23 protein-coding genes and 1 riboswitch are annotated in these 25241 nt (G+C 37.0%); of the genes, 5 read left to right on the top strand and 18 right to left on the bottom strand.

The window, feature by feature from the left end; translation table 11 throughout:
• Positions 1-25: 25 nt before the first annotated feature.
• The 3 genes from DBX25_RS13745 to DBX25_RS13735 form a co-directional block, all read right to left on the bottom strand.
• On the bottom strand, positions 26-985 hold the full coding sequence (locus DBX25_RS13745; protein ID WP_108671389.1) for an Abi family protein: 960 nt from the start codon (positions 983-985) through the stop codon (positions 26-28).
• Between the two features lie 419 nt (positions 986-1404).
• Positions 1405-2247, bottom strand: a complete 843-nt coding sequence (locus tag DBX25_RS13740; protein WP_108671388.1) for a toll/interleukin-1 receptor domain-containing protein — start codon at positions 2245-2247, stop codon at positions 1405-1407.
• 141 nt (positions 2248-2388) lie between these two features.
• Positions 2389-2817 (bottom strand): hypothetical protein, encoded by a 429-nt coding sequence (locus DBX25_RS13735; RefSeq protein ID WP_108671387.1) that lies wholly within the window; start codon positions 2815-2817, stop codon positions 2389-2391.
• 194 nt (positions 2818-3011) lie between these two features.
• Here DBX25_RS13735 and DBX25_RS13730 point away from each other — a divergent pair, with 194 nt between their 5' ends.
• Positions 3012-3278 (top strand): hypothetical protein, encoded by a 267-nt coding sequence (locus DBX25_RS13730; protein ID WP_108671386.1) that lies wholly within the window; start codon positions 3012-3014, stop codon positions 3276-3278.
• A 603-nt stretch (positions 3279-3881) separates the two neighbouring features.
• Here the strand turns inward: DBX25_RS13730 and DBX25_RS13725 are convergent.
• Positions 3882-4427, bottom strand: coding sequence for a hypothetical protein (locus DBX25_RS13725; RefSeq protein ID WP_108671385.1), 546 nt, complete (start codon positions 4425-4427; stop codon positions 3882-3884).
• Between the two features lie 423 nt (positions 4428-4850).
• Here DBX25_RS13725 and DBX25_RS13720 point away from each other — a divergent pair, with 423 nt between their 5' ends.
• Positions 4851-6311: an ATP-binding protein gene (locus DBX25_RS13720; RefSeq protein ID WP_108671384.1), complete on the top strand. Its 1461-nt coding sequence runs from the start codon at positions 4851-4853 to the stop codon at positions 6309-6311.
• A 172-nt stretch (positions 6312-6483) separates the two neighbouring features.
• Here DBX25_RS13720 and DBX25_RS13715 read toward each other — a convergent pair whose 3' ends face one another.
• The 6 genes from DBX25_RS13715 to DBX25_RS13690 form a co-directional block, all read right to left on the bottom strand.
• Positions 6484-7641: a hypothetical protein gene (locus tag DBX25_RS13715; RefSeq protein WP_108671383.1), complete on the bottom strand. Its 1158-nt coding sequence runs from the start codon at positions 7639-7641 to the stop codon at positions 6484-6486.
• 269 nt (positions 7642-7910) lie between these two features.
• On the bottom strand, positions 7911-10172 hold the full coding sequence (locus tag DBX25_RS13710; RefSeq protein WP_108671382.1) for a hypothetical protein: 2262 nt from the start codon (positions 10170-10172) through the stop codon (positions 7911-7913).
• 42 nt (positions 10173-10214) lie between these two features.
• Complete coding sequence (locus tag DBX25_RS13705; RefSeq protein ID WP_108671381.1) at positions 10215-10595, bottom strand: DUF3892 domain-containing protein; 381 nt, start codon at positions 10593-10595, stop codon at positions 10215-10217.
• 32 nt (positions 10596-10627) lie between these two features.
• Entirely contained in the window at positions 10628-12397 is a 1770-nt protein-coding gene (locus DBX25_RS13700) for a dynamin family protein (RefSeq protein WP_108671380.1), read from the bottom strand.
• 1 nt (position 12398) lies between these two features.
• Complete coding sequence (locus DBX25_RS13695) at positions 12399-14312, bottom strand: dynamin family protein (protein WP_108671379.1); 1914 nt, start codon at positions 14310-14312, stop codon at positions 12399-12401.
• 36 nt (positions 14313-14348) lie between these two features.
• Entirely contained in the window at positions 14349-16955 is a 2607-nt protein-coding gene (locus DBX25_RS13690) for a dynamin family protein (protein ID WP_108671378.1), read from the bottom strand.
• Positions 16956-17040: 85 nt separating this feature from the next.
• Positions 17041-17124, bottom strand: a riboswitch (cyclic di-GMP riboswitch).
• A 461-nt stretch (positions 17125-17585) separates the two neighbouring features.
• Here DBX25_RS13690 and DBX25_RS13685 point away from each other — a divergent pair.
• Complete coding sequence (locus tag DBX25_RS13685) at positions 17586-18818, top strand: Fic family protein (RefSeq protein ID WP_108671377.1); 1233 nt, start codon at positions 17586-17588, stop codon at positions 18816-18818.
• A 187-nt stretch (positions 18819-19005) separates the two neighbouring features.
• On the opposite strand, the gene DBX25_RS13680 is transcribed toward DBX25_RS13685, so the two are convergent.
• From DBX25_RS13680 to DBX25_RS13670, 5 genes are all read right to left on the bottom strand, one after another.
• Positions 19006-19275: a hypothetical protein gene (locus tag DBX25_RS13680; protein WP_108671376.1), complete on the bottom strand. Its 270-nt coding sequence runs from the start codon at positions 19273-19275 to the stop codon at positions 19006-19008.
• Positions 19276-19366: 91 nt separating this feature from the next.
• Positions 19367-19522 carry a hypothetical protein gene (locus DBX25_RS20655; protein ID WP_157950968.1) on the bottom strand — a complete coding sequence of 52 codons (156 nt, stop codon included), beginning with the start codon at positions 19520-19522 and terminating at the stop codon, positions 19367-19369.
• A 271-nt stretch (positions 19523-19793) separates the two neighbouring features.
• On the bottom strand, positions 19794-20288 hold the full coding sequence (locus DBX25_RS13675; RefSeq protein WP_108671375.1) for a hypothetical protein: 495 nt from the start codon (positions 20286-20288) through the stop codon (positions 19794-19796).
• Between the two features lie 253 nt (positions 20289-20541).
• Positions 20542-20694: a hypothetical protein gene (locus DBX25_RS20650; protein WP_157950967.1), complete on the bottom strand. Its 153-nt coding sequence runs from the start codon at positions 20692-20694 to the stop codon at positions 20542-20544.
• Between the two features lie 66 nt (positions 20695-20760).
• Positions 20761-20928: an aspartyl-phosphate phosphatase Spo0E family protein gene (locus DBX25_RS13670; protein WP_108671374.1), complete on the bottom strand. Its 168-nt coding sequence runs from the start codon at positions 20926-20928 to the stop codon at positions 20761-20763.
• 402 nt (positions 20929-21330) lie between these two features.
• Between DBX25_RS13670 and DBX25_RS13665 the strand changes: the two genes are divergently transcribed.
• Positions 21331-21522: a hypothetical protein gene (locus DBX25_RS13665; RefSeq protein WP_108671373.1), complete on the top strand. Its 192-nt coding sequence runs from the start codon at positions 21331-21333 to the stop codon at positions 21520-21522.
• Positions 21523-21877: 355 nt separating this feature from the next.
• Here the strand turns inward: DBX25_RS13665 and DBX25_RS20850 are convergent, their stop codons facing one another.
• Entirely contained in the window at positions 21878-22018 is a 141-nt protein-coding gene (locus tag DBX25_RS20850) for a hypothetical protein (RefSeq protein WP_170110134.1), read from the bottom strand.
• Positions 22019-22361: 343 nt separating this feature from the next.
• Here DBX25_RS20850 and DBX25_RS13655 point away from each other — a divergent pair, with 343 nt between their 5' ends.
• Entirely contained in the window at positions 22362-23006 is a 645-nt protein-coding gene (locus tag DBX25_RS13655) for a GGDEF domain-containing protein (protein WP_108671371.1), read from the top strand.
• A gap of 173 nt (positions 23007-23179) precedes the next feature.
• Here the strand turns inward: DBX25_RS13655 and DBX25_RS13650 are convergent, their stop codons facing one another.
• Both DBX25_RS13650 and DBX25_RS13645 read right to left on the bottom strand, forming a co-directional pair.
• On the bottom strand, positions 23180-24445 hold the full coding sequence (locus DBX25_RS13650) for a sensor histidine kinase (protein WP_108671370.1): 1266 nt from the start codon (positions 24443-24445) through the stop codon (positions 23180-23182).
• Between the two features lie 281 nt (positions 24446-24726).
• Positions 24727-25062, bottom strand: coding sequence for a hypothetical protein (locus DBX25_RS13645; RefSeq protein ID WP_108671369.1), 336 nt, complete (start codon positions 25060-25062; stop codon positions 24727-24729).
• Positions 25063-25241 lie beyond the last annotated feature (179 nt).

Raw genomic sequence — 25241 nt, 5'->3', positions numbered from 1 at the left:
GTATATTATAGTTTTATGCTTATGATTAAAAATTATGTATGTTGTTATATAATAATTCCCAATTCCTAGGCAATACATTAAATGAGTAAATACTGAAATTCGTTTTCTTTATTAGCTTTTTCAAATCCTCTTTTAATAATTCACTATCATTAGGTGCCAATATTTTTTTTAGAGCATACATTCTTGAGAATAAATCGGTATCATTTGGTAAAGTATTTATTGTATCAAGCCTATCAAGATGCACAATCGACGATGTCTTTCCTGTTAACATATTATGATGTGAACATGTATTCCTTAAATTTCTGATTGCAGCAATCCAAGTATCCATATTTTTAGTATCCAATTTACTGATATTTTTTCTTGTAGTATTAGGAAATCCATATCTTAGAACCTCTTTTTTCAGATCACCTCTTAGGTAGGCATATATATGTTCAATGGTACCAAAATCAAAATACATAAATGCTGTCCATGCTGGAATTCTCTTTCTGTACCTTGGTCCACCTCTTCGATAACTGTTTAATTCTGGATATAGATGTGGTTTTGCTATTAATCTATTTTCTGCTTTTTTTAAGTCAGTATAAAATTTAGGAAACTTGCTAATATAACGCGCCCTTTTATTTCTATCACTTTCTCCCTGAGAAGGAGTATATGAATTAGTATCTAGATAGAAAGTAGAATCATTTAGTTTTAATGAAACTGCATTTGCTATATGATTTTTTATTTGTATTTCTGCTTTTTGCGTATATTTGAAAAATATTCCTCTTAATGCAACGTCAAAATCATATAAATCAAATAATAGCTTTTGTTCTGGTTTAGATCGAAGGATATGTGTATATGATAAAAGGTATTTACCATACCTACTAACTCTAAAGTAACCCTCTTTTTGAAGTATGGTTCTCATTTTTGTTCTTTGTCTAAAATTCACATAAGTTTTCATTAAAAATATTTGATCTTCCAAAGTTAGGGGTGTATCTAGATTTGACATATTTTACCTCCTTTGGACAAAAAAAAAGAATGGTATACCATTCTTAATCCCGCAAATGGAATATTTGGATTAAGGCACTACCCTTGCCTTCCAACGGTTAATTTGAGTGTATAATATTTTACTAACATAGTCAAATTTATTTAAGTAATAATTGGATATTATTTATCTAAATATTATTTCTATTTTTCTACAAAATAGTTGATTAGCTATTTGATTATTTTGTTAATATGATTAGACATAAAGGCTTTCCCATATAAAATAATTAACGAGTAAACTCTTTAGCTCAAGTTCTACTTTACTGACCTTAAAGATTTCAGTAACTTTGGATAGAGTAATTTATTTTTATTACGTCTATTAAAAAGACAGAGAAATTACCTAGTTTGATTTTCGTAACAACCCATTTATTACCGTTTTAAATTTTATTCCTTTGACATTGAAACTACATCATATATATGTTCTACAATTTCATTTATATTAAACTTATCAGTACTTAACGCAAATTTATCTACCATATATGGGTTGTATTGTCGTACTTCTTCAACTGATACATTATGCCATATGGGTAATATTATTATCCTTTTTTCATTTATCTCTCGATTTAAAAAGCTTTTGAATTCATAATCAGACCAACCACTCTTAATAAAGTTGGAGGATAGGAAAACAACAACGAATCTTGAATTTAAAATCCCCATATTCATCATGTCTGTTTGACTTTGGCCTATTCTAAAAACTTTGACATCTTCAAAAACTTTTAACCCTTTTTCACTTAATTTTTCTGACAACTCTGTAACAAGTGTTTTCTTGTCAAGGCTTGAATGTGACAAAAACACATCAAATTCAATAATCTCCTTTTCCTTAGCCGTATGTTTAATATCTTCTGCCAATTGGTTAATTTTTCTTGATATTTCCGAAACACTATTCAAATAATTTTCATTCATACTTTTCTGAGATTGTATGGACTTCAGCATTATATCGTATTCCCTTTTCTTTTCCTTCTCTACTCTTTCCTTATATCTATTAATATCATCAATATTTTTACGAATCTGTTCCATTATCTGTGTCATTTCTTTTTCATATTTAAGTAGGTTTTTCTGATGTCGTTCCAATCTTTGAAAATCTGATCCTGCCAAATTTCTCTTTTTAGAGATAGTTTGGATTTTCTTTGCTTCGTCATCCCTTCTTTTTCTTACAAAAACTAACTTCCCTGTAAGATCACTATCTTTTTTTAGAGTTCTTTTTAAATTCGATTCGCTTACTGTCATAAATACACCTGCTTTATTAGTTTGTATTTCTATCGTTTCTTAACCCTCTAAAACATCGACACCTCAATCTGAACCATTAGGGATTCTATAGACCTTATATTTGTATTTGCCCTGGTTCAAGCTTGTCCACTCATTGAAGAATCACATTTCTTTTCTAATTAGATAATCTCTCATTTTACTAAATAATGACTTGTCATGCTTTATATTAACTCCTATAAATTTAAAGAATATCTCTTTACTGACTACTAGAATGGAACTATCTTCTTGGATACAATCTGGTGGTAGGAAGTTCGTTATATTTCTCTTGTCTTTTGGATTCTGAGCAAATTCATCAATTCGGATAAAAATAGAGTTATCGTGACGGACATCAAAATATTCTCGGTTGGTACGGAAGTGTTCTCTCCAGATTAACTTGCCACGATTATCGAAATCGTTGAAGATTCTCTCTGGAAACCAAGGTGGTACATCCATGCCACATTCACTAAAATAATCTTTAAAAATCTCACGAGCAGCGAATAGGAAGTCATCGGGTCTATAAAAAAGGCGATTATCATCCAACCATTTTGCCATGCGATACGTGAAGTCCCTAAATAATGTTGTATTTACGCGACTCAGAATATCATTCAAATATTTGCTAGACTCAGCACTGTTTTTCTTATCAAATGTATTGTCAATCTGAAGGGCAGCTTCCTCTTCACAACCGATACTCCCTCTGGACCGCTACCTATCAGAACGAAAACACAGAAATCATGATGGGGTTCGAAATGGAAAGCGTAAAAGATCATACCCCCCCTGTCCTCTTTGTTCAAGTCTATCGAAATAAGAACAGTGAGTTTGCAAGTAAGATGAAAAAACAGTGGGAGGGAAGCGGTGAGAAGTTTGACTACTACCAGATAGACAATCAGGAGGTATTTGCCTGGTTTGAGACTTCCTTGCTGCATTTCCTAACCCTTGATAAACAGAAGGAACGACTGGTTGAGTGGTTTTCATCGAAGCTGGAGATGACAAAGCGAATAATCGACAGCTTGTAATAACAATTGATTCTTTAAGTATTGGTAGATTTTCACTGTCCCCAAACGTGAAAATAATTTAAATGGATTAGCACCCGTTCAGCCTTACTTTGTTTAAAGGAATGCTTGGGAAGTATAGATTGTCTGATGAACCATGAAAAAAGAGCTCAAATTGAGTGCCAAAAATAAATGCTATCTTTTGTAAAAATCGCTTCCACTGATTTTGACAAAGATTTAAGGAATTTTGTCCATTTCGGAGGGAAGTGATAGCTGCTGTTTTTACGCATAGACTCCATTATGATAACGTAGAATACACCTAATAGCGGTGTATAGCTTCGGCCGGCTTACACTTAAGGGGACTTGATGCGTCTAGTCCTCTTTTAATTTGTTATTGAGAAATGATTAACCCCTCATCTTGTCAAGAATGAGGGGCTTTCATTTGAAAAGAATGCTATAACTTTCATGTGGCATCTAATTATCTACAATCATTTTTCGCATACTTTGCTTTATCCTCTAGCAATTCATTTGCCACCATTGTGAGGATGATAGAAATATTCATAAAATAGATCGTCGAATCTCTAACAGACTGACGATTATACAAAAGACAGTTTATTAAAATATAAGCTATTTCTTCGTATCCACTTTTTTGAGTTTTTTCTCTATGTCAGCAATATAAAAATCCGTAATTTTAATGATTGTTAAAATACCTTCCACCATCGGTTCAATTTCTTCTTCGTTGTATTCTAAATCCTCTTTGTCGTGAAAGGCTATGATTGATAATGATTCAAAATGATGAACATATTCAAACGATGCGATAATGGCTTCTCTATAGACCTCTTCCATAAGCAGAAAAACCTCACTACCTAACAAGGGATTTGCAATATCTCGATATAAATTAACGGCATCTTGATGTAAAGGTACAATCAAGTGGTTTAGCAACATTTCTTCGTCAATTTCATCAGCTTCTAAATCCGCTTCTAATTGTATTTTCATATTTTCATAACGATATGAAAAGGGAGATAGAATGTTACGAATCACGTATAACTCTCTAAGATGTTCAGGTGCCAATGCTTTTGAATGTTCCATTCCTAGTTCAAGTTGTAGACCCATAATGTTAATAGAGGTTTTTTGAAGGCGTATCTTCTTAAATGTTTCTATAATTTTACTCACTCTATACCTTCCTCGTTTCTAGTTTCCATTAATTATATCATATTATGGAAATATTAGGATAAATCACCCGATTAATTTAAGGTATTACCTTCCAACCACTCGAGGTATACACTACTTTTTGAACACTTTTTTAATCTTTTAGGAGTAATTTAATTGGTAAAAAGTGTTTTTTCCTCCAAGCTCTCTAATCAAAGGAAATGTGGTATTTTACCTTTATAAGTACAGGTGTTCAGTCTGAATTCACATTAAAAATATTGAATTTCAACTATTTCTCCCTAAAAAATTTTTATTACCTCCGATAATTAATCCATATAAAATATGTATAAAAGACAAAAACTCTGTATTTTTGCACATTATACTTATAATTTAGTTAGGAAAAGTGTAAAATATACTTAACAAAAAAATTCGGATGTGATATAAACCATGTCTTTTATTCCTCAAGAAAAAATATTAAAAGTGTTGATTGGCTTTAATCCATGGTGGAATACGGGGGTAATTCCCCAAAATTTGACTAAACCGGTTAAGCGTTTGGCTTTTTACGAAGCGAACAAGATTTTCTACCACCCACAAATACGTAGGGAGGTCATCTTATCTGGTCCTAGGCGTGTAGGGAAAACTACAATCATGTATCAAATGATGGAAGAGGTCCTGGAAACGACATCCCCTAAACAGGTGTTATATGTTTCATTCGATCACCCTATGTTAAAGCTATGTAATATTGGCGAGATATTGGATGTTTTCGTGAACAATATTTCCAATGCGCCTGATGAACTTTTCCTATTTTTTGATGAGATACAATATGCCTCGGACTGGGATTCATGGTTAAAGACTCTGTATGACCAACATCCTCACTACAAAATTGTGGCTACTGGTTCTGCAAGTCCGATCATATCTACAAAAATGACCGAAAGCGGAGTCGGCCGATGGACACAGATTAAAGTTCCTACCCTTTCATTTTATGAGTACATTGAGTTGTTAGGGATAAGCAAACCTTCTCTGCCTAAAGGAATCAAGCCTACTTCATTGAATCAACTCAAGCCAAATGATTTAACGAAATTGATGATTTCATTGTCCCCACTTCAAAGGCATTTCCACCACTATTTATTAATAGGAGGATTTCCTGAAGTGGCCGTTACCCAAGATATTTCTTTTGCGCAGAAAGTCATAAGAGAAGATGTTGTGGATAAGGTAATTAAAAGAGACATCGTTTCATTATTCAATGTCCGGAATGTCGCTGAATTCGAAAAAATATTCCTATACCTTTGTATGACAAGCAGTAATATTGTCGTCCAAGACACCATAGCAAAAGAAGTGGGGGTATCTAGACAAACCATCAGTAACTACTTGGAATTACTGGAACAAGCGAACTTAATCTACTCTAGTAGGCCCATTGAAATGAAAGGGAAGAAAGTACTTAAATCAAAACCTAAGGTATACTTGGCGGACCCTGCCATCCGCAACGCTGTTTTAATGCTAGGCGAAGATGTATTGACCGATCCACTTGAAATGGGGATCATCATCGAAACTGCTGTTTACAAACATATCCATACATTTTTCTATTCCCAACATTTGGACATTGGCTATTTCAGGGATAGTAAAACACAGAAGGAAATCGATATCATTGTTTCTTTCCCAATAGGGAGAATTTTGATTGAAGTGAAGTATAAGCATAATTCGACCATCGCGGAGAATGAGGCGATAGTCGACTGGGCTAACGATCCACAAACCAAAGGAGCGATTGTGGTTACTAAAAATGACGATGATTATGGAATAACGAAACATGAAACCCATACCTCAATCATTCGAATTCCAGCCTTTGCATTTTTGTACCTATTGGGTCAGGCTGAAAAAGAAGGGTATGAACAATGGTCTACTGGAAGGTAATTGATTTGTTATTTTGGGTGATTCTAATTCCTTAACTTGCAATGTCACATTCATTGCAACTCCTACACTAACGACGGCGATTAGTATGATTCCTATTGTGCAGGCAAAAGCCCTATAATACAGGTAAATGGACATGTCCATCATCTTATCATAGGGCTTTTTACATTTTAAATTATAAGTCAAAAAATATTTTCCAATCCTCGATAAATTGCGCTTCGGTTACCCCAAAATGCTTCTGTAGTGCCTCTGGTACGCTTTGCGACCTTAAACTCTCAATGAATTCGAAAAACAGCTTGTGGCCATATTTTTCTTCTATATAGAAAATCATAGATTCATAGATTGCAGATCCAGCGTATACATGCTCATTGGGTAAACTATTGATAGTTTGGATATTGCTATTGGTGGCTCTAAGGTCACCCATGATTTGTTCCTTATAGACGTCTTTATCATATTGGTATCGCATGGTGATTTGGTCCTGTTCAAGATTGTATTTGGCATAATCGATGAATTGATGTCCAACAAAACAGGCCATCCCTTCATTTAGCCACATCATATTGGACCGATTTTTATCCCTTATGGGGTTCAAATCCAATGCTACATCTTGGAAGGCATGAGCGAATTCATGAACATATACCCCAATGAAATTCTCTTCCACTCTAGTACTATAAGGCCTGAAGAAGTCTCCTTTGATGAAAATCCTTTTTTCCCTTGCAAAATATTCCCCACTCTTTGTCTTCGTTACGGGTTCATCGAAAGAAATAAAAACTGGAACTTGTTGTGGCAATTTTTTCACCCCGAAATATGGGGCGATATCTTCCATAATAGTGTCTGACAAATCAAGGATGAAATGGAATTTATCGAATGCATGCTGGGTGAGATAAATGACGGTATAGTCCGTCTTGAAACCGTACCATTTGATGGCCCCACTTGTGTCTTGTGACACGGTATTCCCATTTGCGTCCGTAAAGAGAACCTCTGCACGGCTCAACGTTTCAAGATTTTTCATTTTTAGTTCTTGCTCCAGGATGAGTGCTTCTTTTTCTTCAATTAAGTCATCCTTATTTGCCATGATTTCTTTCAAACGTTGAATTTCCTTTTGTTGTTTCTGAATCGTTCCATCTTTGGATTTAATTTGAGATTGCAACGATGCTTTTTCTTTCGTCCTTTGGTTGATGCTAGTGGTCAAGTTTTTAATCTGTTTCGTCAACTCTGCCACTTTTTTCTGGAGCTGCGCAACGGTTGGGGTCTTGGTGGCACCCAAAGCAGGCGGCCCGACTACCGTTAGGCAAAGCATGGAGATTACTATGGCTATCACTAATTTCTTCAACACTAGTATCCTCCCAAAATTCATATTAATAGTATAAATTTACCATTATACAACTCGTAATCCTACTATATTTTCAAAAGACTATTACTAGAGAACTAAAAGTTCCAACTTCATGAAAAATCCTAAAAAAAGGACGGATTCCCTCTTTCAAGAGTCGTACTCCTTTCCCAATTGGTTCCAATCTACTGATTATCTAACCTCTATTATGGAATCCTGTAAATGCTGCTATGATTACGCCCATGAATGCCTAGTGGGGATTTTCAAGGAAGACGTTACCTTTCCACCTTAACAGTTGATCCCATGCCGTTTTCGGTCAGCGCCATTTCGCGTGCTTCTATTAATTGGCCAATATCATTTATTCTAGGGCGTACTTTTAAGACTGCTTCGATATATGGGTCCATCCATCCAGAAATATATTCTTCCGAACTTGAGGCTGCATAAATATTTTTTAATTGTTTGGGTAATTGTTTTGGGTCAAAGATATAATTAGCAATGAAGTTTAGCTCGTCTCGATCTAGTTGTAACTCTTCAATATTGACCATGAACTGCTCTTTTAACACTTCAATAGTATGTATGGAATCGTCATCAATTACTTTATCTAATGCTTTCTTAGACAACTTACCACCTATGACTCCCCCAACGACACCAACAATAAACGTACCTACCACAGGAACAACGGAACCAATGGATGCACCAATGGCGGCACCCCCAACACTTGCACCTGTCGTACCGATATTCTTAAAGAATTGCCCTCCTGAAATCTTCCCATTGACGATATCCAGAATACTGCCGGTGGATAATACAACCGTTGTAATGGCCATCGTAACGATGTTCCCTCGCATCAACTTCGATAAATGATTCATCGCAGCTCCGCCATAAATGGGTGCTTGTCCAGCAGCATTACGGAAAAATGCATTAACAATTTGGGCGGATGTTTTACTTCCCAATACATTTTTCACCACATAATCAGTGGCAGGCCGTAAGCTTTTTTCAATCGCCGTTCTACCAATCTGTTGGGTCAATACATGCTGCATGACATGCTGACCGAATATTTTCGAACCATCTTTCATAGCTTGGTTCAGTGCTTCATCCGCATCTTCCCCACGCCAAATGCTTGTTGCAAAGGAGATGGTTGCAGAGATCCCAAAGCTTTGGATTCCTGTTACCATCCCTTTAGCCGCATCGAAGGTAATGCCTTCAATCGTACCTGCCTTAGCGATTCTTTGAGCGGTTTTATAGGTAATGTTGCCTTTTCGGATAATTTTCTCGGCCTCTTTTGGATCCGTAATGCCTAGATATTCCATATCCCCATTTTTGATACGGTCACGCATAGATTGCAAAGCTTGATCGTATTGATCTTTGGGCACTTCAATTTGCATCGGTTTACCGTCTAACGTATAACGGAACTTTCCTTTTTCAAAACATTCACTAATACACTTTCCGCCGGTGCTGCAATATTTCGTCTGAATGTAGTCCCCATTGACAATACGGTCTGCTCCGTCCTTGACATTGTCATCTCCCAAAATCGATGCGTCCTTGAATAAAGCTTGATCGATGATATGGTTTGCTCTCTCTGCAGCTATCCCATGCCCTCTTGTACCGTGCATTCGTACATTGTCTGCATATACATCCGCAGCATGGTACATGCTCCCACCTAAAATGCCCGATTGAATGAACATTGCATCGAGATACTCCATCTTTGGTAAGTCCTCTAAGGATATTTCCACTTCTACACCACTAACAGTTAAGTTATGATGGTACATGACATATAAGGCATCTATATATTTTTGAATGTTCCATTCATATTCCTCTACATAAGCTTCGCGCAGACCATTTTTCAAATGCATAATGACCTCGGCTTGAATAGCTCTTTGTTCTAAGTAACCAAAGCGCCATCCTGAAATAAACATACTCCAATCGTATTTTGTCGGCAGTTCAAGTTTCATAAGGTGTAGTTGGACTTCATGGCTTGCATTTAAATATCTTTCGTCTTTTTCACTTAATTTCCTTAAAGAGTCTAATAGTTCATCTACATATTCTGTCCGACTTTCATCTGGAATTTCATCGTAAGGAAAGATAAATGTGGGCAATGTATAGTTAGATTCGAAATCTTCTAGATAGTCTTTAAAATCGCCCATTTTTCGAGAATAATAGGAAGAAAAGCTTTCATCCGTTTCATATAAACCTAATGCATACCGATATCTTAGCGCCATATCATAAACTGCTAGATTCCGTTCAACCATATCATTATAGGGTGTTCCAAAATCGAATTCTACCTTCAACAGGGATTCATAATGACTGGCGACTTCCATAATCACTTCGATATCCCGATTTAACAACAATAATTCTAAGCTATGATCAGAATTCTTTAATGCATCATCCGCTTGTTCCAGTCTACTTTTAATCTTTTCACGGAAGATTGGAAACACCAAAAGCTCCATCTCAGATTTTTCAACTTCTTCACTATCAAAAGCAATACTGTCCACTGTAAGGCGTGTTTCTAAATCTAGGGTATAAACCGGTAAGTGTCTCATTCATCCGCTCCGTATATTATTATGTTAAAAACTTCCCTGCCGTTAATACGATTTATTCCTTACATACTCCAGATTATTTTCCAAGATTCCATCCGGATTGGTACGCAAATAACCCTGTCCACTTCCATCTCGATAATACCCATCTACCACTGTGCCATCTGCTCGTACGTACCCTTCGACAAAATGAGGTTGTACCATATGTAAATGTAAGGGTTGCATTTGGAACTTATTGGCGTGGAGTAGTGGGTCATGATGATGTAACAATTGTGCATTTTCCTGACCGGCCATGGCATGGTCAAAGCTATTTATGGACAAATTCGATTGGGAATCAGGAATATTGATAATCTGACTATCTGTCGAATCAAACTGATTGTCGAAAGAATCGGCTGGTAATATAGGGTACTGATTCAAAAATTCAAACATGCTCATTTCTCCTTAAGGATAAAATATACTGGTTATTGTAATTCTTTTACTAATCCGTTCACTATTGCTTTTGAATCAAGGAGTATCTTTTCTTGTTCGAGTTGGATGTCTCTATCCTTCTGTTTATTTCGTATTTCACTTTCAAGTGAGTGCATCATCCTGGTCGTTTGAACGCTAAACTGTTTTAACGTTTCCTCCTTTATCTCGTGGATTGACCTCTCAATATAGCTTTCAACAGAAGCCGTAAAGGAGTCTTTGACATAAAATAGTTGTTTCCTTGCTTCTGATTTAATTTCAGGCTTGATAGTGTCCAATTGAATCTTGAGCATTTTCTTCTGAATGAATGGAAGACCTGCCATTCCAATAATAGGTATCAATATAGGCCCTCCTAGAATCATAGCAAGTGTACTTACACCTCCTACTAACAGGCCTGAGGTCACCAATGGATCCATCGTTTCTTGATTATGAAACTCTATTTCTTGTTCTTCGGAAATTCTATAATCCCTATAACTATGGATTTTTACCTGTTCTTGAAATGACTTCGATAAACCGGAGGAGATTTCTATTTCTAGTTTCCCTAGTAAAATATGTATTTTGTCGGAATAGACTTCAATCCACTGTTTCATCATTTTTTTAATGGAGAGCGGCAGCTGGGATGTTAAAAAGCCATTGATATCGGGGCCATTATAGAATTCAATCCTTTCTTCTACTTCATCATGTATTTGGTCGAATAAGTGACCAATGGACTTTGTGACCATGAAAAGAATTTCCAACTTCCGTTCCTGGATATAGCGCTCTAATACTTGCTCTCGTTGCCCATGTTGGTCCTTCCATTGTTCAATTTGTTCGAAGTCCTTCCTTAGTGCTTCCACTTCCTTCCCATTCATGTCTAACCTTTGCTCTATGAATTGTTGCAATTGACTTAAGGAATGGATAGCTCTGGTTTTATAACGCTTGTACTTTTCTTCACTTCTTGAACCCGAATGGCAAAGCTGTTCCATCCTGGATTCGATTGGCAAGATTCCCGATAGTTGAACAAGGTCATCGTCCTGATTCATCTTACCTTCCAACGCTTCGAAGGCAGATAACGGGAAAATTTCCACTTCTTTCATGCCTGTACCGGATTCAATCCTTTTTTGAATTTCAAGCAATACTTCTTCTATTTCCTCTTCATCCATTCTATCCACAAAATTGGCGATGAATATGATGCGGTCTAACCCTTGCTTCAATAAAGTCTCAGAAAGGAAGGTGTATTCGGTCTTTCTAACAGGGGCTGTCATGTTCAATACGAAAAACACGACATCCGCTTTCGGTATGAATTGATAGGTAATGGAAGAACGAAGACGATTAATATCATTTAAACCAGGTGTATCAATCAGGACTAAATGGTTTTCTAATAGTGGAGATGGAGTTTGAATTTTTAGATAATCGACTTCATCAAAAGAAAACTCACTGGATGCCATATAGTGTTCTAGATGTTCTAATTTTACAGGTTCTTTTTCTGCAACACCTTGTTTAATGATTTGGAATCCTTGCTTTTCTCCCCATAGGAGGGCATTAATCGTTGCCGTCGTTGGGGTGACACCTGTAGGGAGTATATCTTCTCCCAGTAAGGCATTCAGGAATGTTGACTTTCCATTGTTGAATTCCCCTACCGTTACGACCATAAAAGAATCCTCTTCTATATCTTTTTCGATTACTCGAAAGGCTTCTTCACCGGGATAGGCTATATCAGACGACACGGTCTTTGCCTGATGAAGGATGTTGATCAATTTCTCTTTTTTATCCAATGTTACGGTCATCTCACACCCCCACTTTCTCTCTCAGGAAACTATTTTCGAGTTCGACGATAATTTCCTTCACTTTATTTTCACGCTGGCTGAGTTTCGCCATTAACTCTTCTATCTCAAGAGTCGACATCTGATTATTTTTGATTAAGATATCCAACTGGTTCTCTTTTTCTTGAATTTGTTGCTTAACGATTTCTTCATATTGTTCCACGACCTTTAAAGAGACGTTAGACCATTCACGTTCAAACTGTTTAGTTTTTTCAGAGATAGGCTCCCTAAATCGACGGTCGACTTCTCTTTTCAATTTCTCTTCCACATGATCACGGCCATTAAAAATGCTAGCAAATGCATTGATTCCGTCTAAAATGAAACCTCCAACTACAATCAAGCCGCCTAACAGTAATGCACCAGGCAAAAGCCAAAACGTACTGATAATGGTGCTGGCAATGAATAACCCGGTTATTTTTCCTCCGTGACTGGATATTAGGTTCATCAATTGACCCGCCGTATACTCTCCTGAGTCTGCCGTTAACATGGAAGAGAATTGATCATCAAACATGGTGAACGCATTCTCAAGTTCTCTACTCTCAACGGTAATAATCGTTGAAATTTGTGTTTCGATTTTATTTTTAAAGGATTCATGCAAGTCTTTTTCTAATGGTGCCGTAGCCAATTCGATTTCCCTTCTTACACTATCCACATGACACCCTTTATAATAATGTGTTTGTAACGTTACGTCGGCCTTATCGGCAATCTTACGTAGTTCTTGCTCATACCACCTTTTGATATTGCTACCTTCCTGGATCATTTTCATCCGGATGCTATGAGCCGTATTTTTACCGATATGACGTGTATGTTCCAACTGATCATTCAATTGTTTCGTCTGTTCCTGTAAATCAGAGATATTATTGTTTAAACTCATGCGTTCAAACGGAATATGTTTTTCTAGGATTTCCTTCGAAATCTTTAATCCGCTCTTAATGGGTTTCTCAAGCTTTGCTGCCCCACGCTCATATTGTAAGAAGTCCAGCAAAGCAGATTCAAATGCTTGGAATCCTGTTTTTTCTAGAGGGAGTAAGGGTCTCCGTTGCTTCGGTAACACATCCCCACTGGCCAAGCGACGCTGCAAAAGGGCATGGCGAGATGAAACAAAAAATATTTTCGGTTCCTTTACGATTTCGTTTAGCTCATTCTTTACATAGTGGTAGACCTTCTGGACGTCCTCTTCCGTTCGAAGATAATCCAGAAAATTAATGACAAAGAAAATCTTGTCGATATCAGATGATAAGATTCGATCCCTTAAAAAGCTCAGTTCCGAAGCCGATAAGGCGCGGGTTGCATTCAATACGATGATGGCAGCATCGCTTTTCGGAATATAATGGTTCGTGATGGCTTCACGGGCCGGGTCGAGGTCATTTGTTCCTGGGCTATCGATGATGACAATATTGTTCCTGCATAAAGGCAATGGATATCCAATTTCTGCGTGGTCAATTGATTTGATTAGTTCTATCGATCTTTTAATATATAAAAGACCATTCTCATCACCTTCTGTAGGCTCGCCGGGAGCCACGATCTTCTTGAAAAGTTCTTCATTGACCACTTTAGGGGCTAATTTAGGATTCCGATAGTGCAACCTGAATTTCGGTTCATCATTGTAATAGATTTTATTCAAGATGGCTGTCGTTGGCTTGACCGATGAGGGAAGGATTTCTTTTCCGAGTAAGGCATTGACAAACGTCGATTTCCCATTAGAAAACTCCCCCACCACAATCAGCTCAAATTGTTCCCGATGTAGGGTCAATATCGCATCCGTTACCTGCTTACTCGAATGAGGCAGGTTCATCTCTTCAGCTAAATCATCCAACCTCATAAGTTGTTTGATAACACGTTCTTTTTTTTCTTCAAAAATTTGTAATGATTGTGACAAATTTACTCCCCCATTGTTTATTTCTGATCCTATTATTTACGGGTACTTGATATAAAAATCATCTTCCCAATAATCGGTATCACTCGAACAATCTGACTTGGTAAATAGAATTCCTCCATCGACTTGCTGAAAATTAAATGTGCAACTGTCGTCCGAGTAAGTGGCTAAATCGTTATGAATCGATGCCCGTCCTTCTTTGGTTTTCTCTTCATACCCGCTGTAACTGCCGCCATTTTCATCATCGACCCAATAGTTATCGAAATAGGTCAATACAAAGTCAAAGTACTGTTCTGTTTGATTCGTTATCATTAATTCAGTGCCTACATGATTTCCTGACAATTGCCCGTAATAGCTACCCTTCCACTCATAGAAAATGGTTTGGGAATTCTCAAAAGAGCCTTCCGCTTCTTCGCTTTCTACCATGGAAGACTCCCTCACCTCTTCAGTAACAAATCTTGTATATTGAGGTTTACCTGAGATCCATTGGCCTTCACCGATTCTAATCCAATGTGCCTGTTCTTCTAGCACTTCAAATGTGTCACCGTAGGATGCAACCCCTACTTTTTCACTTTCTAAATTTGGCTCGCTCCTAATGTTCAAGCTATCAACAATCACTTCTACTTGGCCAAGAGATACAGGAGTTTCTTCTGTATCCTCAAGTTCAATGGCCACCTTTTCATCCCAAATAGAGCCGACAACCTCCACTGCTTGGCTCTTCAAATTCCACAGCTTTCTATAGCCATTAGATTGATAGAGATAAAACAAGAGAAGACTGGTTAATACAGACATCGTATAAGGTCGCAGATAAGTGGTATTCAAAGAGGGAAAATCCACCATCATAGGTTGATACTCCTGGCATATGTACAATGGGACTTGATCTTGGACATTGTAAGGAAGATCCCATCTAAACCCTATTTCCATATCGTCTTTCTTTAACGAATCACGATTCGAATGGTAAATATTCAGTAAATGGGATGACGTTTTTATCTGAAGTATTTCACTTAATCTAGTTTGTATCTGTCCCAATATTTGAAGGGGAGCGTTGTCTACCTTTTTCCAATTTTCGAATACAGGAAGCAAATCTTTAGCAATCCATCTCTGCAGTTCATCAATACATTGGTATTTTTCAATAATCAAAAGGGATGGCTGATGTTCATGATGTTCTTTTTCTAGTAGCTCATAAAACTGTTCCTTTTTTTGGTTAGCCTGCCTCCATAAGTTCTTCCTGCGATTAATCAAATCATTTTGGATTTTCACTAGGGATTTTTCCAGATAAGTTGTTAAGGTTTCCTGTTGATGTTTGATGTCTTGTACTAAATCAAAACAATACTCGTGTTTTTGCTCAAGGCGGGACAAGGATCGGTCAATTTTTGATAGGTTTTTTTTGCTTGCAAATAACTGTTTTACACGGAAAGGTCCTCTCCCCACCACTTCTACATGGTCATCCTTCACGGATAAGTAATACTCCCTAAAGTCTTTTACCTTCGTTTCATAAGTGGTGATTTTACTGAACAAGCCATCAATTTGTTCAGTAAGATGTGTATCATGTCGTTTTAAAGGAGATTGTTTCAAAATAGACTGGAACTCGGATAATGTGCTTACTTTTTTTGAAAACAAGTCTAGCTGATTGGCTTCTTGCTTCATGGTTTCCAGGTGGTTCACAATCTCTTCCTTTTTCCCGGTCAACTCTTTTTGTCTTGAATGAATCATCGTTGTCAGTACTTGGGTATGTGTATCATAGTGTTCTTTTTCTAATACACTTAAGATCTCTATTTGCAACTCTTCAAACATAGCTAAACATCGCTTCAACATTCGGTTGTTTTTCTTCGTTACATCGTTTGCGATATTCTGTAGATGTCTTTGCAGCTGGTCAAAGTTACTCCATTCCCATTTTTCTTCGTCATTTTCAAGTTTAGCCTCTAAGGCATCCTGTGCCGAGATCCCTATTAAGTCCCTAAGTCGGTGCTGATGTTTGCGCCATTCCTCTTGAAGGTACTCATCGATATCTTCATCCGATTGCTCAAAATGCAGGTCGATGGCATTCACGATACCAAGTGGAGTGATTCCTTCCGTTATGGCATGGTCAATGGCACTCGCTTCTGTTGATCTTCCAACCAACCCATAACGGAAAAGCCAAATTATATCATCTGCTCGCTTCATAAATCGAAGCGTTTCAACGGTATGTTCTTCAAAAGGGGAATTCAGTCCAGGTGAATCAATAAAGGTGATATCCTTCAAGAGATCAATTGGTGCCTGCAAGATTAGATAATCCATTTTCTTTCGAAGATGCGCCCCGAACAAATCCCCTTCAGAAGATATAGCCTTTAATTGTTCCTGATCAATCCATTCCTTATTGCCATTTTTGAATACGGCTTGATAGTAATACCTATCCCCATACGTGATGATTGTGTTAATCGCGGTGGCTGGTGTCACATCCGTAACGAGCAATTCTTCACCTAAAAGGGCATTGATAAAGGTAGATTTCCCTGCCTTGAATTCTCCCATAATCATGACCATGTTTTTTTCAGAAGAGTCATCAATCCATGTATTTAAACTTTTCAATGTGTTAGAGAGCGGTAGAGTCGCATGAAGGAATTGCTGTAAGTTGTATAGACGTTTTTGTAACTCTAAGATATTAGGCATGATTGGGATTTCCTGCTTTCTCTTTCTATTAAAAAGGGCTATTCAATCCCTGAATAGCCGGCAAAAAATAATCTTTAAAAGAGTATTCTGCAACCCGGCGATCATAGATTAAACCCTTAGACCCGTAGCTTTGCGTCCCCATCTTTCAATGGGTTTGCCAAATATTTATTTATAGAATAGTTCCGAAGATTTACTAGTTTTGAATCATCAATTAGACCTTTTCATGTGTGATATGGTGAGGGTGTCACCAAAATTTCCAATCTTCACCTACCCATTACTTTTCTACTATATTATAACAGTATTTTTCCATCTTTTGTGTTATTATTGTCTATTTCGATTTGAATAGATAGCAAAAATAGCGTGTATTGCCATGCATCTAAAGAAAATAGATCCCCTTTAAACGGATGAATAGTTCATTCCTCCCGAATCGCCATCGCATCTGGGCTACAGAAAAGACAAACAGCTACCACCCAGTAATCAACGAAAGCCTAAAGGATTGACTCTCTTATTACAGAGTTACCTTGTACACCCTTTATGTAAAATTTATAAAAATGTTTTATTTAAATGTATTTTTGAAGTATCATTAATTTAAAAATGAGCATAATTTTAAATTAAGGGAGGTTATAATGGTTGCAATACGAGAAATTATCGAAGATTTTTTATAAATATGATAGTAAGACGCACTTATTGGAATATGAAAAAAGAATATCTGGCTATGGATCCTATAAAACAAACCTTACCATCAAGCCATTCAGAAAAGGTAATGTCATCGACAAGGACGAGAATTTGTTCTTTGTGAATGTCGATAAATTAGCAAGGCTATATGAAGAAATTTTACTGAATAGCTGCACCATCCAATTGGCTGTCAAACAATTACCCCCTTTCGCAGTTGAACCATACTTTCATAAACTGATTATTAATGAAGCCCAGAGCAATAACGAAATAGAAGGCATCCGAAGTACCAAGGAAGAACTTTCACATGTTCTAGAACATGTCATCGATTCAAAATCGGCTGCAAAGAAACGTTTCCTAGGGATGATGAAGACCTACAATTTCATCGACAAGTTAGATCCTTTCGATACTGTGGAAGATTTCAAGAAATTGTATGATGAATTAGTCGCTGATGAAATTCCCAAACAAAAACAGCCGGATGGAACATTTTTCAGGGCTAAAGGAGTAAATGTCACTGACGGGGCGATAGTCACCCATAGGGGAATCGAACCAGAATCCAAAATAATAGAAAAAATTAATGAATTGATTCTTTTCTTAAAATCTTCCGAAATTCCTGATCTTTACAAATTCATGATAGCCCATTATTACTATGAATATATCCATCCATTCTATGATGGCAATGGCAGGACAGGTAGGTTGCTCGTTTGTAGCTATGTATCAAGGAAGTTGGAAAGATATTCGGCCATTACCCTTTCTTATGCGATAAACCAAGATAAACCCAAATACTACAAAGCTCTGGAGAATGTCTCCGATCCATTGAACAAAGGAGAACTTACCTTTTATTTAGTGGATATGCTGGAGTTATTGAGTTCGGGACAAAAAGCCATTATCGAGGATTTACAGCTCGGTTTGGCTAAGGCTCAACGGATAGAGGAATATATAAAAGCTATGGACTGGACCCATAATACCCTGATAAAACAAGTTTTGCATATCCAATTGGACATCTCAATGTTCGCTGGAGAGAATAGTTTATTAACCAATGCACAATTGGTAGAGGTATTGAATACATCTACCCATAAACTAAATAAGGCGATGGATGAACTTCTGGAACGGAACATCGTATATCAAGTGAAGCAACGACCTAAAACATTTGCGATAAACGATGCTTTTATAGAGAGTGTATTTGAGTGAAGCAGCTGAATCCCAAAGATGCCTTCTTTGGGATTCAGTAAAGTAGGGATGTTCCTTTTATGAAACTATAGATTTTATTAGAAACATTACCAAGAATACCTTATAAAAGATTTACCGTATGACAAATTCAAAGAAACTCTCGACAGCTGATAGTTATCCCATCATTTTTACAATGTATGACGAATCCTCAGATGGGCAGTAGAATGAAATCTAAAACTCTATCATCCAAGAATTCCCCTATTCGATACCCATAATAGACGATTCTTGCCAAAATCCACTTTACCACATTGAAAATTAAGCGGCCTGCCCACATCAAGACTCGTAGGATAATGCCTAATAATCCTACTCTCCATAAGATGAATCCGACAATCAGGAAGAAAGCACAACCTAGCCCCTCTTCTCCTGCAATAATTAATCCTGCCAATAATATAATAATAGCACCAATGATATATAACATCTTTCCTCATTAACTCCTATCAAGTCATTCTACTATACCTTCATTCCAAATCTTTACTCAGTTGTTCTCCTTGGTTTTTATCTACCAATGTCTATTTTCCATAAAAGATTCTAGCAATCTTCAAAATGTAATGTGGTCTATACATTTGAGCCCATGCAAACCATCCAGCGATCAAGATTATTCCCATAATGAAAAGATACATAAAGATGACGGCACGTCTTAAAGAATCTTTATTATTCGATTTCAAGGTTATCTCACCCCATAAGAAATACTCAAACCTTCTTATTATGAATCTAGTTAACATCATAGAGTATAAAATGATTGAATTTAGGAGGTGTCTTGGTGATATTTCAAAAGATTCCGCCTTAAATAGTTTCGGATACATGTTCTATCCAATGCAGAATCCATTAAAACTCGGTATTTCACTCGGCATGCACGATAGGAATCGATTTCTTGTTCATTACATTTTTGTTTGTTCTCATAGGAAACACATATGAAAGGTTTTTAGTTTATGTGTGCTATATCCCAATTCCTACCCATAGCATATTGTCCTTAATCTCGAATGATTTGATTGTGCCCCACGGAATATCCCTTATACTTTCCATCGCATCCAAATCCATCGTGATATGACCTGAATCATAGGTCATCATAGGAGGCTGGTTGAAGACTTTCTTTTTGATCCAATCCTGGTTGATGGGTTTCATGTCTACGACTTCAAAATTGATTTTTCTCCCAGCGGCACTCATGGCTTTCATTTCAACTTTGAAGAAAATGTTCATTCCCATTTTCTTAGCTGACCCACTAATGACCATCCTATCCCCTACAAACTGGACTTCCAAATTACTGATTCCCTCAAAGGTTTGCCTATGTAAGAGAGAAAGAATCATCTCTGAAGTGATAGGCACTGGTACATATTGGTCTTCCCATTTCTTTTTTGCTTTGGATAGGAGGCTGGAATCGTCTTCTAGCATCTTTGATATTTTTTCATTCAAGTTCGTAAATAAATTTTTCATAGGGATAACCCCTCCAATTAAGTCATACATCTCATATTTTTTTGGATAATGATGCTGGTAAAATCTAAATCAATCATGAAACAAAGGCTAATCCTAAAGACCATATTCAAATGGGCTTTAGGATTAGCCTTCCTCCCTTAATCTCACTATCCTAGTCGACGTACTGAATAATAGTTAGACCCTTTGCATCCCCATACATATTCACCGACATTCTAATTATCTTCATTTTAGAATTCAGCAGATATGCAATTGTTTAGGAACATTTACTAGCATGATCCACCCATTGATACACTTTTTCATAGAGTCTGCTATATTCTTCATAAGAAATGAGGTCATTTTCAAATCTTGTTTTTAATTTCAATAGTTGGGATACGATAGATTCCTCAATATTTGATACGTGCTGCATTCTACTCTCCTTATGGATTACTTTTATATGACATTTCAGAGTTCAATAATTTTCAAACACCTTCATCTAGCTGCTCTGTTTTTCTAATGATTTATGGTTTAAAAGGTTAAGGATTTTATCCAGCTCTTGACTGGCTTTGATGGTTTGCTTCGCTGCGAGGCCATATTTTTGGGAAACCTTAAACAGATTTTCCCTACTATTTTCAACTAAGACCGTGAAAACTAAGCTTTCCATACCATCCAGCTCCTTTTTCCTAATATATCCTTATTTTAGGATAGATGACCTAGAAAGAGAATAAGGGAATCCTTAAATGTGGATATTACGTCCTCAGATGTCAAAATCTAGTATTCTCATGGAGGAAAATAAAGTAAGCAGAAAATTTTTTTTATTTTGATTCTATTAAAGGTATCCAATCATTTTAGAAAATTGTGGTGATCAACGAATCTCAAGACCATCCTGTAAAGAAGTCAAAAGCACATTACAGACCTAATAAGAGACATAACAAGACAACCGCATTGTACATTCCTCCGATCCAAGATATTATAGGTCTATTATTTTATCGGAAAAACCATTCAAGTTGGAACGCTAGATGTATATCATCGCATACATATCCCATTGAATGAGTGGAGGTTGTCTTTGGAACAGGAATATCGGATTCTCTTGTTATCCTCTCATCGCAAAAAACAGGAATTCACCATCATGGCGAGTAGCATCTATTTTTTGAAGAAAAAATTGGTGTGGTATATGAGGAATGAAGGTTATTCCACAGCCCATGCGTGGAATGAGAACGGAGAGAAAGTCATCGATCGTTATACGAGACTTAAATAAAAGATGCTATTTTAAGAGGAAATCATTTTGAAAAATCCCTTATGACCGGATAAGGGCAAAATTATATAAGAAGTAAATGTCTGTCAAAAACATGCCTGATTGAATCTCATAGGCTTCTGCTTGAACAAAAGGCTAAGCAAGGAAAAAGCCCATTTACTAGTAGGAAGAGATTTGCCTATTTCATAGATATGGAATGGGCTCAAAAAACAGAAACTCGGGAGGGCCTTTAAATCCATTTTGGTGATGCTCCTAATTTTCCCCCATGATCCACCACGAAATAATTTCTTCGATTCTCTCGACGGTTCATGGGTAGGATTATCCAATCTTCCTATCTCCCACTATCTTGAAAGATTCCTTAAATTGTTATGGCCCGCGTTAACAGTTGAATATCCCTGCGAATTTGTTCCTTCACGAATTGATCCATGCATCTATAGTAATCATCAATCAAGCGTCCAATTTCCCTTAATAACAGTTGGGTTTCATCATATCTTATCATGGGGTGACACCTCGCTGCACAATGACTTTCATTTCTACATACCCGTAGCTAATAAATTCCAAACATGTTTATAGGTATTTTAACCTACTTATTTTTGGCTGCTGAATTTTTTTCCATCGCTTGATTTTCTTGGATATCAGTATATAAAGAATTTTAACCTGAAGTAATCACCCGACAATTCACTAACTATCATTCCTGAAATGTCTAATTTTTTCCTAAAAAGCGGGAATTTGTACCTAAAAAGAAGTGTAACCTTGTAAAAAAACGGGAAATGGAGTGTTGTTACGAAGTATTGGGACCAAAATTCGTTTCATTTTATTTGCATCAGAGAGGAAATCGTTAGATGAATCATAAAGGAAGAACTATTGCCATCATCGTGATACTGTTAAATTCTATATACTGGATCGTGTACTCCTATATTTTGCATGACGGATATACCACCTTCATGAGATTTTCTTTCGAATGGCTGCCGAGAATCGTGATTTATGTTCTGTTGTACGTCGCGGGAAAAAAATTTGATATCCTCCAGAGGCACAATCAATATGATTACTTAACCGAATGCTATAACCGTAAATACCTCGAACATTGCCTTCGTAAGATGATGAACAAGGGTACGCCGTTCACCCTCTTGGTGATAGATCTCAATCATTTTAAGGTTATCAATGATACCCGTGGGCACCTCGAAGGCGACCGCATTTTAAGGGAGTTATCGATCACGTTGAAAGAAGCACTTTCCAAGGAAGAACAGCTGGGAAGGTGGGGCGGGGATGAATTCATCGTCATTTCTCCCCTGGCTTCCCCAGAATTCCTGATGGAACGACTACGCCGATCATCAGAGCTTCTTTCGGTGCGGGAAAAAATCAACCTGTCCATGGCAATCGGTAAAGCCTTCTATCCTTACGATGGAAAGAATCTTTATACACTTATTGAAAGGGCCGATCAAGACATGTATAAAAATAAAAAGATGATGAAGGATGGAGCTTCATGACTAGGCATACCAAGGATCATCTCTTATGTGTAAGATAATCAACCACGAAATGCAATCCTATAGGGAGCAAGGATTCCGACCGGTGAAGGGACTTTTCTGTTCTTCCTTGCTTCTTATAGGATTGTGTCCAAAATCTCATAAAGTTTCTTGTCTACTTCGACCCAATATGGCCATTAAACCACATTCTGGTTTTTCTTCCAGTCCATCAAAGGAAATGCGACCGTGAAAGTGGTCCCCTTCCCGATCTCACTCGTCACATGGATGGTGCCATTCATAGCCTTAACTATGCCATATGTGACCATCATGCCTAATCCGGTTCCTTTCGCTCCCTTGGTAGAATAGTATGGCTCTCCTAGACGTTGAAGCTGCTCAGGGGTCATTCCCACTCCATAATCCTGAATCCGAATGAGGACGAAGGAGCCTTGGGAAGATGTCTCCATGTTAATCCTCCCACCATCGGGCATCGATTCTACCGCATTTTTTACGATATTTAAGAAACACTGGTGAAACTTCTGCTTATCTCCTTCAATATAGTAAGTGGTAGGAAAATGAGATAGGATTTCGACCGAATTACCATTGGCAATAGGATGCAACATATGGATGATTTTCTTCAATTCTTGATCGACGACGACTCTTTCCCTTTGCTTGATGGAAGGCTTGGCAAAGGTCAAATAATCCTGGATCACCCTTTCAGCTGATTCCAATTCTTCTTTCACAATGGCAAGGTACTCCACTTTCTTCTTCATTTCTTTTGGTTCCTCCAACAAAAGCTGCACAAATCCTAATGCAGCGGTTAAAGGATTGCGAATTTCATGGGAAATAGCCGCACCCATCTGTTCAATGGCATGTAATTTTTCTGTCTTGATCAATTGTTGGTGCATGATCATACTTTTTTTAGCAAACTCAATGCAATAGGCAATCATGAATATCGCCAAGGGGGGGACCACCATATAGGCAAACCATGCATCGAAAACATTCACAGTCGGACTGGACACACACAAGAAGGATACCGTCAGAATGCTAATAATAAAGGCGACAATGACCGAATATTTGATCCTGCCCTTTGGCGTTCGTTTCCAGAACGAGGGACGAAAACGCCAAAAAAAGAGCGCCAAGGACAGATACAGGATGACATTAATGAGGAAACCCATATCAATCCCATGCATGCCCCTCAATACGATTGTCAAGAAAGAGAGGAGTGGACCAATGCCAAGATACAGCCCGCCTATCACAACCGGTACCATTCTCAAGTCAAAATGATAGTCTGGCAATGGCTGGTAGGAAAAATGTAAGGTGATCAATAAAGAGAAAATGAAGTAAAAGGTCGCAATCTTTTTAGTGATAGACAGTTCTCTTTTCCTTTCCGTCCAAATTAAACAGATGATTAATAAAACCATCAATAAAGATAATGTAAAAAAGAAATGTCTAGTGATTTCCATGCCTTCACCGCCAATTTGGAATACTATAGGTAAATTGTATTATTATTCCTTAATTTGGACAATCGTTTCAAGGATTTATCCACCCATTTTTCTTTCAAAACAAAAATGGACTCTATTAAAACTTTTAAAAGTTTTAATAGAGTCCAAACACTGACAACATGTTGACCAATAAGGCTATAAAGAAAATTCCAAGAGCAAAATTGCTCTTTTCACATGGATCCTTCTAATCAACTTATCTGACATTTCCCTATTTAATCTAAAACAGATCAATATTTGAATGTTTAAGAATGACTTTTTAACTCTCCTGCTCTTTGTTCAGAAACAACCAAGTCAAATCCTTCTAAACCGGACATTTTTAATGCGTTTCCAATTCTTCTTTCAATAGTTTCTTTTAATTCTGTTCCTTTCTCTAATGAAATAGGATTCTGAAAGACCATATTAATATTAAATACATCTTCAACATCCTTAGCTACTGGATTAAGAGCAGCGTTTTCTTTTGTTACACTAGCATTAGATTGCGCACATAGGTTCAATAATAATACTTCTATAATCCTTACTTCTCTTTCACTTAATGCATGATCTTTTTTTGAAAGATTTACATTTGTTAAGTTAATCATTCTATGTACTCTCCTCTATGACTATCAATTTCCCTTCAATTGTTGGATGCTGGTTTCAATAGACCCATCGTTTCTTCTATACCATGGGATTGTGTTGAATATCTTACCAGTATTTATTCTAACTTTTCCCATTTTATCCTTCTTCATTTTTTCTTTTCACTCTTATTCTCCTTCTATGC

The sequence above is a fragment of the Peribacillus acanthi genome, assembly GCF_003073175.1.
GTDB lineage: Bacteria > Bacillota > Bacilli > Bacillales > DSM-1321 > Bacillus_BN > Bacillus_BN acanthi.
This window is presented reverse-complemented; position numbering and strand designations above follow the sequence as displayed.

Excerpts from the sequence above, each read along its gene's own strand:
- DBX25_RS13700 (WP_108671380.1), bottom strand. The coding sequence starts at position 12,397 with ATGACCGTAACATTGGATAAAAAAGAGAAATTGATCAACATCCTTCAT.
- DBX25_RS20850 (WP_170110134.1), bottom strand. The coding sequence starts at position 22,018 with ATGATAAGATATGATGAAACCCAACTGTTATTAAGGGAAATTGGACGC.
- DBX25_RS13650 (WP_108671370.1), bottom strand. The coding sequence starts at position 24,445 with ATGGAAATCACTAGACATTTCTTTTTTACATTATCTTTATTGATGGTT.
- DBX25_RS13735 (WP_108671387.1), bottom strand. The coding sequence starts at position 2,817 with ATGGCAAAATGGTTGGATGATAATCGCCTTTTTTATAGACCCGATGAC.
- DBX25_RS20650 (WP_157950967.1), bottom strand. The coding sequence starts at position 20,694 with ATGCAGCACGTATCAAATATTGAGGAATCTATCGTATCCCAACTATTG.
- DBX25_RS13645 (WP_108671369.1), bottom strand. The coding sequence starts at position 25,062 with ATGATTAACTTAACAAATGTAAATCTTTCAAAAAAAGATCATGCATTA.
- DBX25_RS13675 (WP_108671375.1), bottom strand. The coding sequence starts at position 20,288 with ATGAAAAATTTATTTACGAACTTGAATGAAAAAATATCAAAGATGCTA.
- DBX25_RS13690 (WP_108671378.1), bottom strand. The coding sequence starts at position 16,955 with ATGCCTAATATCTTAGAGTTACAAAAACGTCTATACAACTTACAGCAA.
- DBX25_RS13705 (WP_108671381.1), bottom strand. The coding sequence starts at position 10,595 with ATGTTTGAATTTTTGAATCAGTACCCTATATTACCAGCCGATTCTTTC.
- DBX25_RS13740 (WP_108671388.1), bottom strand. The coding sequence starts at position 2,247 with ATGACAGTAAGCGAATCGAATTTAAAAAGAACTCTAAAAAAAGATAGT.
- DBX25_RS13720 (WP_108671384.1), top strand. The coding sequence starts at position 4,851 with ATGTCTTTTATTCCTCAAGAAAAAATATTAAAAGTGTTGATTGGCTTT.
- DBX25_RS13710 (WP_108671382.1), bottom strand. The coding sequence starts at position 10,172 with ATGAGACACTTACCGGTTTATACCCTAGATTTAGAAACACGCCTTACA.
- DBX25_RS13745 (WP_108671389.1), bottom strand. The coding sequence starts at position 985 with ATGTCAAATCTAGATACACCCCTAACTTTGGAAGATCAAATATTTTTA.
- DBX25_RS13730 (WP_108671386.1), top strand. The coding sequence starts at position 3,012 with ATGGAAAGCGTAAAAGATCATACCCCCCCTGTCCTCTTTGTTCAAGTC.
- DBX25_RS13670 (WP_108671374.1), bottom strand. The coding sequence starts at position 20,928 with ATGGAAAGCTTAGTTTTCACGGTCTTAGTTGAAAATAGTAGGGAAAAT.
- DBX25_RS13680 (WP_108671376.1), bottom strand. The coding sequence starts at position 19,275 with ATGTTATATATCATTGGTGCTATTATTATATTATTGGCAGGATTAATT.
- DBX25_RS13655 (WP_108671371.1), top strand. The coding sequence starts at position 22,362 with ATGAATCATAAAGGAAGAACTATTGCCATCATCGTGATACTGTTAAAT.